Source organism: Streptomyces sp. NBC_01116 (assembly GCF_041435495.1).
GTDB lineage: Bacteria > Actinomycetota > Actinomycetes > Streptomycetales > Streptomycetaceae > Streptomyces.
In genome coordinates, this window is record NZ_CP108644.1 from 1,833,764 (window position 1) to 1,849,690 (window position 15,927).

Annotated in this window: 13 protein-coding genes; 3 read left to right on the forward strand and 10 right to left on the reverse strand. The window is 70.9% G+C overall.

The genetic code is table 11. The annotated features are described in order from the left end of the window. Positions 1–87 precede the first annotated feature (87 nt). The 7 genes from gap to OG245_RS08015 form a co-directional block, all read right to left on the reverse strand. Complete coding sequence (gene gap / locus OG245_RS07985) at positions 88–1,098, reverse strand: type I glyceraldehyde-3-phosphate dehydrogenase (RefSeq protein WP_371622824.1); 1,011 nt, start codon at positions 1,096–1,098, stop codon at positions 88–90. 261 nt (positions 1,099–1,359) lie between these two features. After that, complete coding sequence (whiA, locus tag OG245_RS07990; protein WP_003969868.1) at positions 1,360–2,349, reverse strand: DNA-binding protein WhiA; 990 nt, start codon at positions 2,347–2,349, stop codon at positions 1,360–1,362. Further along, positions 2,340–3,374, reverse strand: a complete 1,035-nt coding sequence (gene yvcK, locus OG245_RS07995) for a uridine diphosphate-N-acetylglucosamine-binding protein YvcK (RefSeq protein WP_371622825.1) — start codon at positions 3,372–3,374, stop codon at positions 2,340–2,342. The genes whiA and yvcK overlap by 10 nt, the downstream gene beginning before the upstream one ends. Next, positions 3,371–4,390, reverse strand: a complete 1,020-nt coding sequence (gene rapZ, locus OG245_RS08000; protein WP_371622826.1) for an RNase adapter RapZ — start codon at positions 4,388–4,390, stop codon at positions 3,371–3,373. The genes yvcK and rapZ overlap by 4 nt, the downstream gene beginning before the upstream one ends. Continuing rightward, complete coding sequence (gene uvrC / locus OG245_RS08005) at positions 4,387–6,477, reverse strand: excinuclease ABC subunit UvrC (protein ID WP_371622827.1); 2,091 nt, start codon at positions 6,475–6,477, stop codon at positions 4,387–4,389. Before uvrC ends, rapZ begins: the two co-directional genes overlap by 4 nt. A gap of 133 nt (positions 6,478–6,610) precedes the next feature. After that, positions 6,611–7,528, reverse strand: coding sequence for a hypothetical protein (locus tag OG245_RS08010; RefSeq protein ID WP_371622828.1), 918 nt, complete (start codon positions 7,526–7,528; stop codon positions 6,611–6,613). A 4-nt stretch (positions 7,529–7,532) separates the two neighbouring features. Beyond that, positions 7,533–8,141 (reverse strand): papain-like cysteine protease family protein, encoded by a 609-nt coding sequence (locus tag OG245_RS08015; RefSeq protein ID WP_371622829.1) that lies wholly within the window; start codon positions 8,139–8,141, stop codon positions 7,533–7,535. A 226-nt stretch (positions 8,142–8,367) separates the two neighbouring features. Here OG245_RS08015 and OG245_RS08020 point away from each other — a divergent pair, with 226 nt between their 5' ends. Next, positions 8,368–9,294, forward strand: a complete 927-nt coding sequence (locus OG245_RS08020; protein ID WP_371622830.1) for a hypothetical protein — start codon at positions 8,368–8,370, stop codon at positions 9,292–9,294. 15 nt (positions 9,295–9,309) lie between these two features. Here the strand turns inward: OG245_RS08020 and OG245_RS08025 are convergent, their stop codons facing one another. Further along, entirely contained in the window at positions 9,310–9,738 is a 429-nt protein-coding gene (locus OG245_RS08025) for a Rieske (2Fe-2S) protein (protein WP_274345592.1), read from the reverse strand. 294 nt (positions 9,739–10,032) lie between these two features. Beyond that, positions 10,033–13,083, reverse strand: coding sequence for an excinuclease ABC subunit UvrA (uvrA, locus tag OG245_RS08030; protein WP_371622831.1), 3,051 nt, complete (start codon positions 13,081–13,083; stop codon positions 10,033–10,035). A gap of 175 nt (positions 13,084–13,258) precedes the next feature. Here uvrA and OG245_RS08035 point away from each other — a divergent pair, with 175 nt between their 5' ends. Further along, positions 13,259–13,948, forward strand: coding sequence for a maleylpyruvate isomerase family mycothiol-dependent enzyme (locus OG245_RS08035; protein ID WP_371622832.1), 690 nt, complete (start codon positions 13,259–13,261; stop codon positions 13,946–13,948). Between the two features lie 10 nt (positions 13,949–13,958). Further along, positions 13,959–14,615: an MBL fold metallo-hydrolase gene (locus tag OG245_RS08040; RefSeq protein ID WP_371622833.1), complete on the forward strand. Its 657-nt coding sequence runs from the start codon at positions 13,959–13,961 to the stop codon at positions 14,613–14,615. A 119-nt stretch (positions 14,616–14,734) separates the two neighbouring features. Here the strand turns inward: OG245_RS08040 and OG245_RS08045 are convergent, their stop codons facing one another. Continuing rightward, on the reverse strand, positions 14,735–15,763 hold the full coding sequence (locus OG245_RS08045; protein WP_371622834.1) for a TerC family protein: 1,029 nt from the start codon (positions 15,761–15,763) through the stop codon (positions 14,735–14,737). Positions 15,764–15,927 lie beyond the last annotated feature (164 nt).

A 15,927-nucleotide genomic window follows, 5' to 3' on the forward strand; every position in this document is an offset into this window, starting at 1 on the left:
CGACGACAGGACCTAGGGGCTCGACCCGCGCTTCTTTGCGCCGGTCGAGCCCCTTCGCTTACATCGATGTGCCTGCCGACCCGAGGATCAGAGCTGTTCGCCGACGAAGACCGTGAGGTCGACGAGGCGGTTGGAGTAGCCCCACTCGTTGTCGTACCAGCCGAGGATCTTCACCGAGTTGCCCTCCTGGACCATGGTCAGGGAGGAGTCGAAGGTGCAGGACGACGGGTCGCCGACGATGTCCGAGGAGACGATCGGGTCCTCGGTGTACGTCAGGAAGCCCTTGAGGGCGCCGTCGTCGGAGGCCTTCTTGAACGCGGCGTTGACCTCGTCCTTGGTGACCTCGCGCTGGAGGGTGACGACCAGGTCGGTGGCGGAGCCGGTCGGGACCGGGACGCGCATCGCGATGCCGTCGAGCTTGCCCTTGAGCTGCGGGAGCACCAGGGCGGTGGCCTTGGCGGCACCGGTGGTGGTCGGGATGATGTTCTCGGCGGCGGCGCGGGCGCGACGCAGGTCCGAGTGCGGGAAGTCCAGGATCCGCTGGTCGTTGGTGTACGCGTGGACCGTCGTCATCAGGCCCTTGACGATGCCGAAGTTCTCGTCGAGAACCTTGGCCATCGGCGCCACACAGTTGGTGGTGCAGGAGGCGTTGGAGATGACGTTGTGGTTGGCCGCGTCGTACTGGTCCTGGTTGACGCCCATCACGATGGTGATGTCCTCGTCCTTGGCCGGAGCCGAGATGAGGACCTTCTTGGCGCCGCCCGTGATGTGCTTCTCGGCGTCGGCCTTCTTGGTGAAGATGCCGGTCGACTCGATGACGATGTCGACGCCCAGCTCACCCCAGGGGATGTCGGCCGGGTTGCGCTCGGAGAGCACCTTGACGGTGTGACCATCGACGGTGATGGTGTCGGCGGTGTGGCTGACCTCTGCCTTGAGACGACCCAGAATGGTGTCGTACTTCAGCAGGTGGGCCGTGGTCGCAGTGTCACCCAGGTCGTTGACAGCGACGATCTCGATGTCCGCACCCTGCTCCAGCAGAGCGCGGAAGTAGTTGCGGCCGATGCGGCCGAAGCCGTTGATGCCTACGCGGATCGTCACGAACCGATCTCCTCGTTAGGTACGCCGGTTTTCGACGCCGGCGAGTTGTATAGGGATGTCCCCGACCGCTTCCGACCCTACCTCTCCGAGGGCCCGGGGGTGACATCGAGAGGGCCGGTAAGCGCCACCGGAAACGACGAGAGGTCCGTACTCACCAGTAGGAGTACGAATCTCCGTTTCGCCCGCCGGGACCTGGGCCCCGGTGCCGCGGGGACGCCGGTCCCCGCGGGGCGGGACCAACGTCCCCCGCCCACCGCCGAGTCAGCCGACCAGGCCGTCGGCGAGCTCCTCGCTGAGCGTCGACTCGGTCCCCGGGATGCCCAGGTCCTGGGCCCGCTTGTCGGCCATCGCCAGCAGCCGGCGGATCCGGCCGGCGACCGCGTCCTTGGTCAGCGGCGGGTCGGCGAGCGCGCCCAGCTCCTCCAGGGAGGCCTGCTTGTGCTCCATGCGGAGCCGTCCCGCGGCGGCGAGGTGCTCGGGGACCTCCTCGCCGAGGATCTCCAGCGCGCGCCCCACCCGGGCCCCGGCGGCGACCGCGGCGCGGGCCGAGCGGCGCAGGTTCGCGTCGTCGAAGTTGGCGAGCCGGTTGGCCGTGGCGCGGACCTCGCGCCGCATCCGCCGCTCCTCCCAGGCGAGCACGGCGTCGTGCGCGCCGAGCCGGGTCAGCAGGGCGCCGATCGCGTCGCCGTCGCGGACCACCACGCGGTCCACGCCGCGCACCTCACGGGCCTTGGCGGCGATGGAGAGCCGGCGCGCCGCCCCGACCAGGGCGAGGGCCGCCTCCGGCCCCGGGCAGGTGACCTCCAGAGAGGAGGAGCGGCCGGGCTCGGTGAGCGAGCCGTGGGCGAGGAACGCTCCGCGCCAGGCCGCCTCGGCGTCGCAGGTGGCCCCCGAGACCACCTGCGGGGGCAGCCCACGGATCGGACGGCCGCGGCCGTCCACCAGACCGGTCTGGCGGGCCAGCTGGTCGCCGCCCGCCACCACCCGTACGACGAAGCGCGAGCCGCGGCGCAGTCCGCCGGGGGCCATCACGATCAGCTCGGAGCTGTGCCCGAAGATCTCCAGGATGTCGCGCTTGAGGCGGCGGGCGGCGTTGCCGGTGTCCAGCTCCGCCTCGATCACAATCCGGCCGCTCACCAGGTGCAGGCCGCCCGCGAACCGAAGAATCGCCGAGACCTCTGCTTTCCTGCAGCAGGTCCGGGTGACGGGAAGATGAGAGATTTCGTTCTTCACCGCTGGCGTCATCGCCATGGGCCGATCCTTCCATGCATCCGAAAAATACGGTCGTACGCGGCGGCCAACAGCTCCTGATCATGGACCGGAACGCCGTCGGGCGATGCCACCGGCGCCAGCTCGACCGCGGCTCCCAGCCGTCGTGCGGCATCGGCGAGTGACTCACGGTCGGGCACGGCGGCCTCGTCGGCCAGCACCACGTCCAAGGCGAGTTTAGGGGCGTGTCGCCCCAAAACCTCCAAATGACGCTGCGGTGAGAAGCCTTCTGTTTCACCGGGCTGGGGTGCCAGGTTCAACGAGAGGACCTTGCGGGCCTTCGTGGTGACCAGCGCGTCGAGCAGTTCCGGCACGAGCAGGTGCGGGATCACCGAGGAGAACCAGGAGCCGGGACCGAGCACCACCCAGTCGGCGTCGAGGACCGCCTCCACGGCCTCCGGGACGGCCGGCGGGTCGGGCGGGACCACGTGCACGGACTGCACCTCGCCGGGCGTGAGCGCCACCGTGGCCTGGCCGCGCACGGTGACGATCGCGTCGGGCAGATCGGGGTCGTGGCCCTTGACCAGCGCCTGGAGCTCCAGCGGGACGGCCGACATCGGCAGCACCCGCCCGTGCGCTCCGAGCAGCCTGCCGACCAGGTCGAGCGCCTGCACGTGGTCGCCGAGCTGCTCCCAGAGGGCCACGATCAGCAGATTGCCGACCGCGTGCTCGTGGAGGTCGCCCTTCGACTCGAAGCGGTGCTGGATGACCCGGGACCAGGTGCGGCCCCAGTCGTCGTCGCCGCAGAGCGCGGCGAGCGCCTTGCGCAGGTCGCCGGGGGGCAGCACGCCCAGCTCCTCGCGGAGCCGGCCGCTGGAGCCGCCGTCGTCGGCGACGGTGACCACGGCCGTGAGATCGCCGGTGATGCGGCGCAGCGCCGCCAGGGACGCCGAGAGTCCCATGCCGCCGCCGAGCGCGACGACCTTGGGTTGAGCACCGCGCTTGCGGCCGGAGAGCGCCGAGGTGGCGCGGCTCAGGCGCCGCATCCGCAGATTGCGTCCGGTCACTCTCGCCCCATGTCGCGGTGGACGAGGACGGTCTCGACGCCTTCGGCGGCGAGGCGGGCCGAGAGCTTCTCCGACATGGCGACGGAGCGGTGCTTGCCGCCGGTGCAGCCCACGGCGATGGTCACGTACCGCTTGCCCTCACGGCGGTAGCCCGCGGCGATCAGCTGGAGCAGCTCGGTGTACTGGTTGAGGAACTCCTTGGCGCCCGGCTGGTCGAAGACGTAGTCGGACACCTCCTCGTTGACGCCGGTGAAGGGGCGCAGCTCGGGGACCCAGTGCGGGTTGGGCAGGAAGCGGCAGTCGACGACCAGGTCGGCGTCGACGGGCAGGCCGTACTTGTAGCCGAAGGACATCACCGTGGCCCGCAGCTCCGGCTCCGACTCGCCCGCGAACTGGGCGTCCATCTTGGCCCGCAGCTCGTGCACGTTGAGGCTGGAGGTGTCGATGACCAGGTCGGCGTCGCCGCGCAGCTCGCGCAGCAGGTCGCGCTCGGCCGCGATGCCGTCGACGATGCGGCCGTCGCCCTGGAGGGGGTGCGGGCGGCGGACCGACTCGAAGCGGCGCACGAGGGCGTCGTCGGAGGACTCCAGGAAGACGATCCGCCGGGTGACGTGCTTGGCCTCCAGGTCCGCGAGGGATTCGCGGAGGTTGTCGAAGAAGCGCCGGCCGCGTACGTCGACGACGACGGCGATCCGGGCCACGTTGCCCTGCGAGCGGGCGCCGAGCTCCACCATGGTGGGGATCAGCGCGGGCGGCAGGTTGTCGACGACGAACCAGCCGAGGTCCTCCAGACACTTGGCGGCGGTGCTGCGGCCGGCGCCCGACATCCCGGAGATGATCACCAGCTCGGGGATGGCCGCCTCACCCGTCTCGGCCGGGGTGTTCGTACTCACGTCTGCTGCTCCGTCTGCTCGGTCTGCGGTGTCTCGGTCGGTGCCGTCCCGGTCGGTGACGTCCCGGTCCGCGGTCTCGTGCGCCGCGCTGTTCCGTGCGGTCTCGTGGCTGTTCTCGGTCATGGGCTGCCCCCGTCGTCCTCTTCAATGATCTCTCCTGTGGCCGTGTTCACGGCAGGTGCCGCGGGAGCGGTCGAGGCGAGGGCGGCGGCCACCGATTCCGCCGTCCTTCGCCCTATCCCGGGGACCTCGCAGATCTCGTCGATTGTCGCCTGCCGGAGCTTCTTCACCGAGCCGAAATGCTTGATGAGGGCCTGCTTCCGGGTCTCGCCGAGACCGGCCACGTCGTCGAGGGGGCTGCTGCGGATGCGCTTGGCCCGCTTGGCGCGCTGGTAGGTGATGGCGAAGCGGTGGGCCTCGTCCCGGACGCGCTGGAGGAGGTAGAGGCCCTCGCTGGAGCGGGGCAGGACGACCGGATCGTCGTCGTCGGGGAGCCAGACCTCTTCCAGGCGCTTGGCCAGGCCGCAGACCGCGATGTCGTCGATGCCCAGCTCGTCCAGGGCGCGCTTGGCTGCGGCGACCTGGGGCTGCCCGCCGTCGACGACGACGAGCTGCGGCGGGTAGGCGAACCGCTTGGGGCGGCCGTCGTCCTCCCGGGGCTCGGGCTCGTCGTCCGGGGAGGCGGCGGTGAGGGCCGGGGCGGGGACGGGGCCGGTGGCGGCGGGGACGGGGGCCGGGCCGGGGGCACCGGGGACAGGGCCGCCGACGCCGGGCGCGGCCTCCGGTGCCTCCTCCCACTCCCCCGTGCGCTCCTTGTCCTGGAGGTAGCGCTTGAAGCGGCGGCCGATCACCTCGTGCATCGAGCGGACGTCGTCCTGGCCCTCGAAGCCCTTGATCTGGAAGCGGCGGTACTCGCTCTTGCGGGCGAGGCCGTCCTCGAAGACGACCATGGAGGCCACGACGTCGTCGCCCTGGAGGTGGGAGATGTCGTAGCACTCGATGCGCAGCGGCGCGGTGTCCAGGCCCAGCGCCTCGGCGATCTCCTCCAGGGCGCGGGAGCGGGTGGTCAGGTCGGAGGCGCGCTTGGTCTTGTGCAGCCCGAGCGCCTGCTGGGCGTTGCGCTGGACGGTGACCATGAGGTCCTTCTTGTCGCCGCGCTGCGGGATGCGCAGGCTGACCTGGGAGCCCCGGCGCTCGGCGAGCCACTGGGAGACCGCTTCGGCGTCCTCGGGCAGGGCGGGGACCAGGACCTCCTTGGGGACGGCGTCGCCGCGCTCCTCCCCGTACAGCTGCTGGAGGGCGTGCTCGACGAGGCCGGAGGTGTCGACCGCCTCGACCTTGTCGGTGACCCAGCCGCGCTGGCCGCGCACCCGGCCGCCGCGTACGTGGAAGATCTGGAGGGCGGCCTCCAGCTCGTCCTCGGCGACGGCGATCAGGTCGGCGTCGGTGGCGTCGGCGAGGACGACGGCGCTCTTCTCCATGGCCCGCTTGAGGGCCTCGGCGTCGTCGCGGAGACGGGCGGCCCGCTCGTACTCCATCTCCTCGGCCGCCTGCATCATGTCCTTCTCCAGGCGGCGGATGTACGTGCCCGTGCGGCCGGCCATGAAGTCGCAGAAGTCCTCGGCCAGCTCCCGGTGTTCCTCGGGGGTGACCCGGCCGACGCAGGGGGCCGAGCACTTGCCGATGTAGCCCAGCAGGCAGGGGCGGCCGGTGCGGGCGGCGTTCTTGAAGACGCCGGCGGAGCAGGTGCGGACGGGGAAGACGCGGAGCATCAGGTCGACGGTCTCGCGGATCGCCCAGGCGTGGCCGTACGGACCGAAGTAGCGCACGCCCTTCTTCTTGGCGCCGCGCAGGACCTGGACGCGGGGGAACTCCTCGTTGAGCGTGACCGCGAGATACGGATAGCTCTTGTCGTCCCGGTACTTGACGTTGAACCGGGGGTCGAACTCCTTGATCCAGGAATACTCCAGCTGGAGCGCCTCGACCTCGGTGGAGACGACCGTCCACTCGACGGAGGCGGCGGTGGTGACCATCGTGCGCGTACGCGGATGGAGGTTCGCCAGGTCCTGGAAGTAGTTGGCCACGCGTTGGCGCAGGTTCTTGGCCTTCCCGACGTAGATCACCCGGCGGTGCTCGTCGCGGAACTTGTAGACCCCCGGGGAGTCGGGGATCTGTCCCGGCTTGGGGCGGTAGCTGGAGGGGTCTGCCATGTCTCACACCCTACTTGCGGGCAGTGACAGCACGTCGTCCTCACGTGTTACCGGGGGCGGTGCCGCGCTCCGGGGTGCGGTGGGGTGTTCGCCCCCCGGAGCGCGGGCCCGTGGGCCGGTGGAGTGCCGCCGGTCAGGCTTCCGTGGCCGGGGACCGCCCGGCACGGCCGCGGCGGCGCAGCGCGGCGGCCCCGCACAGGACCAGGGCGAGCAGCGCCCCGGCCCCGGCGGTCGTGGACACGGCGGTCAGGGCCGTGTCCGGCGACCCGGACGCCGTACCGGCGAGCGCGGGGCTCCCGGCGGTGTCCGGGGCCGGTCCCCGCACCGGGCCGGGGGCGGCCGCCGGGGCTCCGCCGGCGTCGGTGGCCGCGTCGGGGCCGTAGCCGCCCGCCTTGCCGGAGCGGGCGTATCCGGAGCCGGGCAGCTTGTCGCCGTACGCCTCCTTCACCCGGGTCCGGTAGGCGTCGAGCGTGCTGCCCTTCGCTCCCACGGCGGTCTTCGCGTCCTCGTCCAGCGGGAGGACCCGGGAGCCGTCGTGGACGTACCAGGCGTCGATCTGCGGTTCGCGGAACACGGTGCCGCCGGGGAGCGCGCGGGCCCCCCGCGCGGTGTAGCGGGCCTCGTCGTCGCCGGTGGCGATGTTCACCACCTGCCACCGGTCGCCGCCGTCCGTTCCGGGGACGGTCCACAGGGAGGCCTTCTGTCCGTCGGAGGAGACGGCGGTGCTGGCCAGGTAGTCCACGGTGCTCGGGGCGGCTCCCGGCTTCCCGGCGACGAAGGCGGCGGAGAGCGTGCGGACGGGAACGGCCTCCCCCTCGATCCTGGGGGCGCTCGCCGCCCTGCTCACCGCGCCCTCCCGGGAGAAGAACCGGGACAGGGTGTCCAGGGTCGCGGGCTCGGTGGCGGCCTCGTGGGCCGCTTCGAGGGTGGCGGCGGTCAGCTTCGGCGGGGCCGCCCGGCCGTCGTCGGCGAGGGCGGGTGCGGCGGCGGTGAACAGGGCGGCGCCGGTGAGGGCGGTGGCGACGGCGATGCGCCGGGTGGTGGAGTTCATGACCTCACGCCCCGATCCGGTAGAGCGAGTGGGTCCAGGAGAACTCGTTGTTGTTGACGTACCAGGCGTGGGAGGCCCAGTTGTAGCGGTCGCTGGAGGGCCACGGGTCGCCCCAGTAGACCCAGCTGTTGGCGTCGTCGTACCCGTAGATGACGTGCATGTGGCCGCCGCCGGACGACCACTGGATACGGGTCTCGATGGGGCGCTGGGCGGATATCTCGGCCTGCACGGTCGGATAGCGCAGCCAGCCGGTGACGTAGCTGCCGGGCCTGACCCCGGCCCAGGACAGACCGGTCTGGACGTTGCCGAGGGTGGCCTGCGAGTTGGGGCACTGGGAGTTCTGGCCGCGGTTGAAGGCGGCGTTGCAGAACTGGTTCTGGGAGTAGCCGCGGCCGAACCAGGCGGCGATGGTGTTGCCGCCGGCCGCCCAGCACCAGTTGGTCTGCTGTTGCGCCTGCATGGTGATGTCGAGCCGCTGGGCGGCCGCGACGGTGGGGCCCGCCCCGTCCGGGGACTGGGCGGCGGTGACGGTGCCCGCGGGTACGGCGAGCAGGACGGCGGCCAGGAGGGCGGTGAACGAGAACCTTCCGGGCCTGACTCTTCGGTTGCGCATGGCGTTCCTCCCAATGCGGGGGTGGGGATCGGAGGAGCGCGTCCGGACGCTGACGATGAGCATCGGGCGTTGTCCGGAGCAGGTCAACACGCTTCAATGCGAGGTGACATCGCGGTGTGAACGGCACGGCGCCCGTGTGAACGGCTCTGTCCCGGTCACCTGCTCCCCCGCGTCCCCCGGGGCCGGTGTCGCCACTCCCCACGTGAACGTTCACCGGAGGCCCGCCGTGCGGCAGACCGAGACCGACCTGGCGCAGGTGCTGCGGACCGGACCGTTCCATCTGGCGTTGCGCACCGCTCTGTCGGTGCGCGGGCTGCCGCTCCAGCGGGTGCAGCACCATCTGGCGCACCGGGGCGTCAAGCTCGGGGTGACCAGCCTCAGTTACTGGCAGCAGGGGGTGCGCAGGCCCCGGCGGACCGAGTCGTTGCGGGCCGTTCGGGCGCTGGAGGAGGTGCTCGCGCTGCCGGACGACTCGCTGCTGCGGCTGCTGCGCGACGGTGACGGCCCGGCGGACGGTGACCGCCCGGCCGCCCGTTCGTACCGGTCGCTCATGGAGGCGTCGGGCTCGGTGGAGCGGCTCCTCGCGGCGATGGAGTCACCCGTGGACGGCGGACTGCACACGGTGGGGCACCAGGAGCGGGTACGGATCGGGGCGCGGCGCGAGCTGGCGGGCCGCACGTCGCAGCACGTGGTGCGCGCGCACCGGGACGGCGTCGACCGCTATCTCGCGGTCCACCGGGGCGACCCCGGCTGCGACCCGTCGCGGATCGCGGTGCGGTCCCTGGAGAACTGCCGGACGGGCCGGGTCCGCTGGGACCGGGACGCGGGGGTGCTGGTGGCGGAGCTGCTCTTCGACACCCGGCTGCGGTCCGGTGAGACGTACCTCTTCGGCTACGGCTTCGAGGACGGTACGGGCGGGGCCGGCGGAGAGTACGTGCGCGGCTTCACCTTCGGCGGCGGGCAGTACGTGCTCCAGGTCGGCTTCGACGAGGCGGCGCTCCCGGTGCGGTGCCGCCGGTTCGCCCAGGCGTCGGCGGGGGCGGCGCGCGGGGCCCGCGAGGACCTCACGCTGACCGGCCGGCACCGGACCGTGCACCTGGTGGAGGAGAGCGTACGGCCGGGCCTGATCGGGGTCGACTGGGACTGGGAGTGAGGCTCTTCGCGGAGCTCAGGCCTCGGGGCCCGCGACGAGCTTTCCGCCCTCGGCGGTGACCGGAACGGCGGGCAGCGGCACGGTGGCCGGGCCCTTCACGGGCTTGCCGGTGGTCATGTCGAAGCGGCTGCCGTGACAGGGGCAGTGGCCCTCCGTGCCCTCGACCTTGTCCAGGACACAGCCGCCGTGGGTGCACTGGGCACTGAACGCCTTGTACTCGCCCTTCGCCGGGCAGACCACGACCACACGCTGCTCGCGGTAGAGCTTGGCCCCGCCGACGGGCACCTCGGAGGCGGCCCCGAGGTCGACGGGGGCGGTGGGGGTGGGGTTCTTGGCGTGGCCGAGCTTGGACTCGGTGGAGCAGGCGGCCGCTCCCAGCCCGGCGGCGCCGGCGAGCGCGGCGCCCTTCAGCACGGTACGGCGGGCGGCGGGCAGGCCGGGCATGCGGACTCCACGGGTCGTTGTTCGGGGCGGATCACGGTGGATCGCGGTGGGGCGGGGTGTTCGGGGTGTTCGGGGGTGGATCGCGGTCGATCGGCGTCGCCGGACAGGGCGGGGCGGCGACGGCGGCCCTGCGTGCCGGTGACAGAACCGACGATACCGGCGGGGATCGGAAGCCCTGCGACCGGGCTGGAGCGCCTGCCCCGACGGGCGACGGCGGCCCCCTTCGTGCGGTGGGGGCCGCCGTCGTCGGCGAGGGGCGAGCGGCTGCCGGGCCGGGCGGCCGCTCGCCCTCGCTCAGGCCTTGCGGGCGCGGGTGGCCTTCTTCGCGGCGGCCTTCTTCGTGACGGCCTTGGCCGTGCCCGCCTTGGCCCCCGTGGCGTTCGCCTTGGCCACCGCGGCCTTCTTGGCGGCGGCGGCCGTCTTCTTCGCCGGGGCGGTCTTGCGGGCGGCCGTCTTGCGGGCCGTCCCCCGCCCGGAGGGGACCGCGGCCTCGCTGATGCGGTCCGCGTCCAGGACGCCCTGGAGGAACTTCCCGGTGTGGCTGGCGGGGACCGAGGCGACCTGTTCCGGCGTCCCCTCGGCGATCACCAGGCCACCGCCGCTGCCGCCCTCGGGGCCCATGTCGACGACCCAGTCGGCGGTCTTGATGACATCGAGGTTGTGCTCGATGACGATGACCGTGTTGCCCTTGTCCACCAGGCCGGAGAGCACGGTGATCAGCTTGCTGATGTCCTCGAAGTGCAGACCGGTGGTCGGCTCGTCCAGGACGTAGACCGTGCGGCCGGTGGAGCGCTTCTGGAGCTCGCTCGCCAGCTTGACGCGCTGCGCCTCACCGCCGGAGAGGGTCGGCGCGGACTGGCCGAGCCGCACATAGCCGAGGCCGACCTCGTTGAGCGTACGGAGGTGGCGGGCGATCGTGGGGACGGCCTCGAAGAAGTCCAGGCCCTCCTCGATCGGCATGTCCAGCACCTCGGCGATGGACTTGCCCTTGTAGTGGACCTCCAGGGTCTCCCGGTTGTAGCGCGCTCCGTGGCAGACCTCGCACGGGACGTACACGTCGGGCAGGAAGTTCATCTCGATCTTGATGGTGCCGTCGCCGGAGCAGTTCTCGCAGCGGCCGCCCTTGACGTTGAAGGAGAAGCGGCCCGGCAGATAGCCGCGCACCTTCGCCTCCATCGTCTCGGCGAAGAGCCGGCGGACGTGGTCGAAGACTCCGGTGTACGTCGCCGGGTTGGACCGGGGGGTCCGGCCGATCGGCGACTGGTCGACGTGCACCACCTTGTCGACGAGGTCGTCGCCGTCGACCCGGGTGTGGCGGCCGGGGACCGACTTGGCGCCGTTCAGCTCGCGGGCCAGGTGGGTGTAGAGGATGTCGTTGACCAGCGTCGACTTCCCGGACCCGGAGACGCCCGTGACGGCGGTGAGGACGCCGAGCGGGAAGGAGACGTCGATGTCCTGGAGGTTGTTCTCCCGGGCGCCGTGCACGGTGAGACGGCGGGCCGGGTCGACCGGGCGGCGGATGTCGGGGGTCGTGATGGACCGCTTGCCGGACAGATACTGGCCGGTGATGGACTCCTTGTTGGCCAGGAGCTCCTTGAGCGAGCCGGAGTGGACGACCTTGCCGCCGTGCTCACCCGCGCCGGGGCCGATGTCGACGACCCAGTCGGCGACCTTGATGGTGTCCTCGTCGTGCTCGACGACGATGAGCGTGTTGCCCATGTCGCGGAGCCGGACCAGGGTCTCGATGAGCCGGTGGTTGTCGCGCTGGTGCAGGCCGATGGACGGCTCGTCCAGGACGTACAGCACGCCGACCAGGCCGGAGCCGATCTGGGTGGCCAGGCGGATGCGCTGGGCCTCGCCGCCGGAGAGGGTGCCGGCCGCGCGGTTCAGCGACAGGTAGTCCAGACCGACGTCGACGAGGAACTTCAGCCGCTCGTTGACCTCCTTGAGGACCCGCTCGGCGATCTTCTTGTCGCGGGCGTTCAGCTTGAGGCGGCCGAGGAACTCGGCGCACTCGCTGATCGACATCGCGGCGACCTCGGCGATGGACTTCTCCATCACCGTCACCGCGAGCACGATCGGCTTCAGCCGGGTGCCCTCGCAGGTGGGGCAGGGCACCTCGCGCATGTAGCCCTCGAAGCGCTCCCGGCTGGAGTCGCTCTCGGCCTCGGTGTGGCGCCTCTTGACGAACTGCACCGCGCCCTCGAAGGCGGGGGTGGTGTAGGCGCGCTCGCGCCCGTAGCGGTTGCGGTAGCGGACCTCGGTCTGGATCTTGTGGCCGAAGAGCAGGGCCTTCTTGGCCCGCTGCGGCAGCCCGGCCCAGGGGATGTCCGTACGGAAGCCGAGCGCTTCGGAGAGCGCGCCGATGAGGCGGCCGAAGTACTCCTTGGTGTGGCCGTGGGACCAGGGGTGGATCGCGCCCTCGTCGAGGGACTTCTCCTCGTCCGGAACGATCAGCTCCGGGTCGACCTCCATGCGCGTGCCGATGCCGGTGCAGTCGGGGCAGGCGCCGAAGGGCGAGTTGAAGGAGAAGGAGCGCGGCTCCAGCTCCTCGAAGGAGAGGTCGTCGTACGGGCAGTAGAGGTGCTCGGAGTACATCCGCTCACGCTCGGGGTCGTCCTCGGGGAGGTCGACGAAGTCGAGCACGACCATGCCGCCGGAGAGGCCGAGCGCGGTCTCGACCGAGTCGGTCAGCCGTCGCTTGGCGCTGTCCTTGACGGTGAGGCGGTCGACGACCACCTCGATGGTGTGCTTCTCCTGCTTCTTCAGCGTGGGCGGCTCGGAGAGCTGGATGGTGGTGCCGTCGACCCTGGCGCGGCTGTAGCCCTTGGTCTGGAGGTCGGCGAAGAGGTCGACGAACTCGCCCTTGCGCTCACGCACCAGCGGCGAGAGCACCTGGAAGCGGCTGCCCTCCGGCAGGCCGAGGACCTTGTCGACGATGGCCTGGGGCGACTGGCGCGAGATGGGGCGGTGGCACTCCGGGCAGTGCGGCTTGCCGATCCTGGCGAAGAGCAGCCGGAGGTAGTCGTAGACCTCGGTGATGGTGCCGACCGTCGAGCGCGGGTTGCGCGAGGTCGACTTCTGGTCGATGGAGACGGCCGGGGAGAGACCTTCGATGAAGTCGACGTCCGGCTTGTCCATCTGGCCGAGGAACTGGCGGGCGTACGAGGAGAGCGACTCCACGTAACGGCGCTGCCCCTCGGCGAAGATCGTGTCGAACGCGAGGGACGACTTGCCCGACCCGGAGAGCCCGGTGAAGACGATGAGGGAGTCGCGGGGCAGGTCGAGCGAGACGTTCTTCAGGTTGTGCTCGCGCGCGCCACGGACGATGAGACGGTCGGCCACGCCGGTCCGCACCTTTCTAGAGAGAAGCGGGGGAACTGAGCCCCTCTCCCAGGGTATGGGGGGCGCCACAGCGGTGTAAGAAGCTTTCGATTCCGAGCGTATAGCACGCACATTCGATTTACGGACGCCCTTGGACTCCTTCACCCGAATGAGTGGCGGAGCTAGGCTCGGCCGCATGACTGATCATGCGCACGACCTGGGAGCTGTACGCGAAGCGACCGAACGGCTGCTCGACGCAGTCGGTGAACTGGACAACGCCTCGGTCGCCAAGGCGTCACGGCTGCCCGGATGGAGCAGGGGCCATGTTCTGGCCCACCTGTCACGTAACGCCGACGCGATCGGAAATGTTCTCCGGAACCGACCGATGTACGCGAGCAGCGAAACCCGGGACGCCGACATCGCCGCCGGCGCGCCCCGTCCGGCGGCCGAGCAGCTGAAGGACCTGCGGGAGAGCGCGGACGGCCTGCTCGCGGTCGCCGCCGAAACCGTCGACTGGTCCCGTACGGTCACCCTGCGCAACGGCGTGACGGATTCCGCGGGCCGGGTGCCCTTCCGCCGCTGGGTCGAGGTGGAGCTGCACCACGTCGACCTCGACATCGGCTACGAGCTGGAGGACCTGCCCGCGGAGTTCGTCTCGCGGGAGATCGCCTTCCTCGCGGATCGCTTCTCGGGCAACCAGGACGTGCCCGCCACCGCGCTGACCGATCTGGACGGCCGCACCTGGAGCACCGGCGGTGGCCCGCCGAGCGCTCTGGTGACGGTGCAGGGGTCCGCCGCCGAGCTGCTGGGCTGGCTCTGCGGCCGCCGTGACGGCTCCGCCCTGACCGTGGCCGGGGGCCCTCTGCCCGCACTGCCCCCCCTATAGGCTGAGCCGCATGACGTACAGCGGAGCGGTGAAGGTCGGCGGGCCGGCGAGCGTGCACGAACTGACGGATCTGATGATCTCCAAGGTCGCCGTCGGCGACATGGACAACAACGCCTATCTGCTGCGCTGCCGGGCGACCGGCGAGCAGCTGCTGATCGACGCGGCCGCCGAGCCGGAGACCCTGCTGGCGCTGATCGGCGACGACTCGATCGCCTCCGTCGTCACCACGCACCGGCACGGGGACCACTGGCAGGCGCTGGCCGAGGTGGTCGGGGCGACGGGCGCCCGGACGTACGCGGGCCGCTACGACGCCGAGGGCATCCCGGTCCCGACCGACGTCCTGGTCGGGGACGGCGACACGATCACCGTCGGCCGGGTCGAGCTGACCGCCCGCCATCTGGTCGGTCACACCCCCGGCTCCATCGCCCTGGTCTACGACGACCCGCACGGCGCCCCGCACCTGTTCACCGGGGACTGCCTGTTCCCCGGCGGGGTCGGAAACACCCGCCAGGATCCCGAGGCGTTCGCGAGCCTCCTGCACGACGTCGAGACGAAGCTGTTCGACCGGCTGCCCGACGAGACGTGGGTCTACCCGGGCCACGGCCACGACACGACCCTCGGCGACGAGCGGCCCCGGCTCCCCGAGTGGCGTGCCCGCGGCTGGTAGCCCGCGCGCGCCTCTCCGGCGCATCCCACGCGTACGGCAGCGGCCGGGGCGGACGGCTTTCGCCGTTACCGCCCCGGCCGCTGCCGGTGTGTCCCTGTGCCGCTCGGGGCGGCCCCGGGTCAGCTGTTGACGCTCTTGCTCTCCTCGTCGGACGGACCGGCGGTCTCCGGCTTCCCGTCCTCCTCGGCCTTCGCAGCCTCGGCGGCCGCCATCTTCTTGCTGGCGATGAGGCTGGTGATCGTGGTGATCACCAGGACACCGCCGATGACGGCGAGGGAGAACGGGATGGACACGACGGGCACGTGCACGCCGCTCTCGTGCAGGGCGTGCAGCACCAGCTTGACGCCGATGAAGCCGAGGATCACCGACAGGCCGTAGCTGAGGTGGACCAGCTTCTTCAGCAGACCGCCGATGAGGAAGTACAGCTGGCGCAGACCCATCAGGGCGAACGCGTTCGCCGTGAAGACGATGTACGGGTCCTGGGTCAGGCCGAAGATCGCCGGGATCGAGTCCACCGCGAACAGCACGTCGGTCATACCGATGGCGAGCATGACCACCATCAGCGGGGTCATGACGCGCTTGCCGTTGTTGCGGATGAAGAGCTTGGTGCCGTGGTACTTGTCGGCGACACCGAAGCGGTGCTCGATCGACTTCAGGAGGCGGTTCTCCTCCCAGTCGTCGTCGTCCTCGTCGGCCCGCGCCTCCTGGATGAGCTTCCAGGCGGTGTAGATCAGGAACGCGCCGAAGATGTAGAACACCCACGAGAAGTTCGCGATCACGGCGGCGCCGGCGGCGATGAAGATGGCCCGGAGCACCAGGGCGATCAGCACACCGATGAGCAGCACGCGCTGCTGGAGCTGCGAGGGCACCGCGAACTTCGCCATGATCAGGACGAAGACGAAGAGGTTGTCGACGCTCAGCGACTTCTCGGTGATGAATCCCGCGAAGAACTCGCCGGACGCCTTGCCCTCGCCGAGGATCGCGAGTCCGGCTCCGAAGAGCACGGCCAGCACGATCCAGACGATCGTCCAGATTCCGGCTTCCTTGGTCGACACGTCATGGGGCTTGCGCCCGATGAAGAAGTCGACGGCGATCAGGGTCGACAGACCCACGATGGTAAGGACCCATACGGTCCATGAAACGTCCACTGCGCCTCCGGCAGTTCGCTACGGCTACTGATCAGCGTCGTCGCTGCCGGAGGTCTCTTCCACCCTTGCACGCGATGACGCGTGCCTGGACCGGCGCCCCGGGACCGATAACGGTCCGTATTGACGGGACGTCGCGTAAGGAGTACTCCCCTCCGTTCCCCGAA

Bases quoted from the DNA above. Each gene is read 5' to 3' on its own strand.
- whiA (WP_003969868.1), bottom strand. From the start codon at position 2,349: ATGGCGATGACGCCAGCGGTGAAGAACGAAATCTCTCATCTTCCCGTC.
- rapZ (WP_371622826.1), bottom strand. From the start codon at position 4,390: ATGACCGAGAACAGCCACGAGACCGCACGGAACAGCGCGGCGCACGAG.
- uvrC (WP_371622827.1), bottom strand. From the start codon at position 6,477: ATGGCAGACCCCTCCAGCTACCGCCCCAAGCCGGGACAGATCCCCGAC.
- OG245_RS08010 (WP_371622828.1), bottom strand. From the start codon at position 7,528: ATGAACTCCACCACCCGGCGCATCGCCGTCGCCACCGCCCTCACCGGC.
- OG245_RS08015 (WP_371622829.1), bottom strand. From the start codon at position 8,141: ATGCGCAACCGAAGAGTCAGGCCCGGAAGGTTCTCGTTCACCGCCCTC.
- OG245_RS08025 (WP_274345592.1), bottom strand. From the start codon at position 9,738: ATGCCCGGCCTGCCCGCCGCCCGCCGTACCGTGCTGAAGGGCGCCGCG.
- OG245_RS08035 (WP_371622832.1), top strand. From the start codon at position 13,259: ATGACTGATCATGCGCACGACCTGGGAGCTGTACGCGAAGCGACCGAA.
- OG245_RS08040 (WP_371622833.1), top strand. From the start codon at position 13,959: ATGACGTACAGCGGAGCGGTGAAGGTCGGCGGGCCGGCGAGCGTGCAC.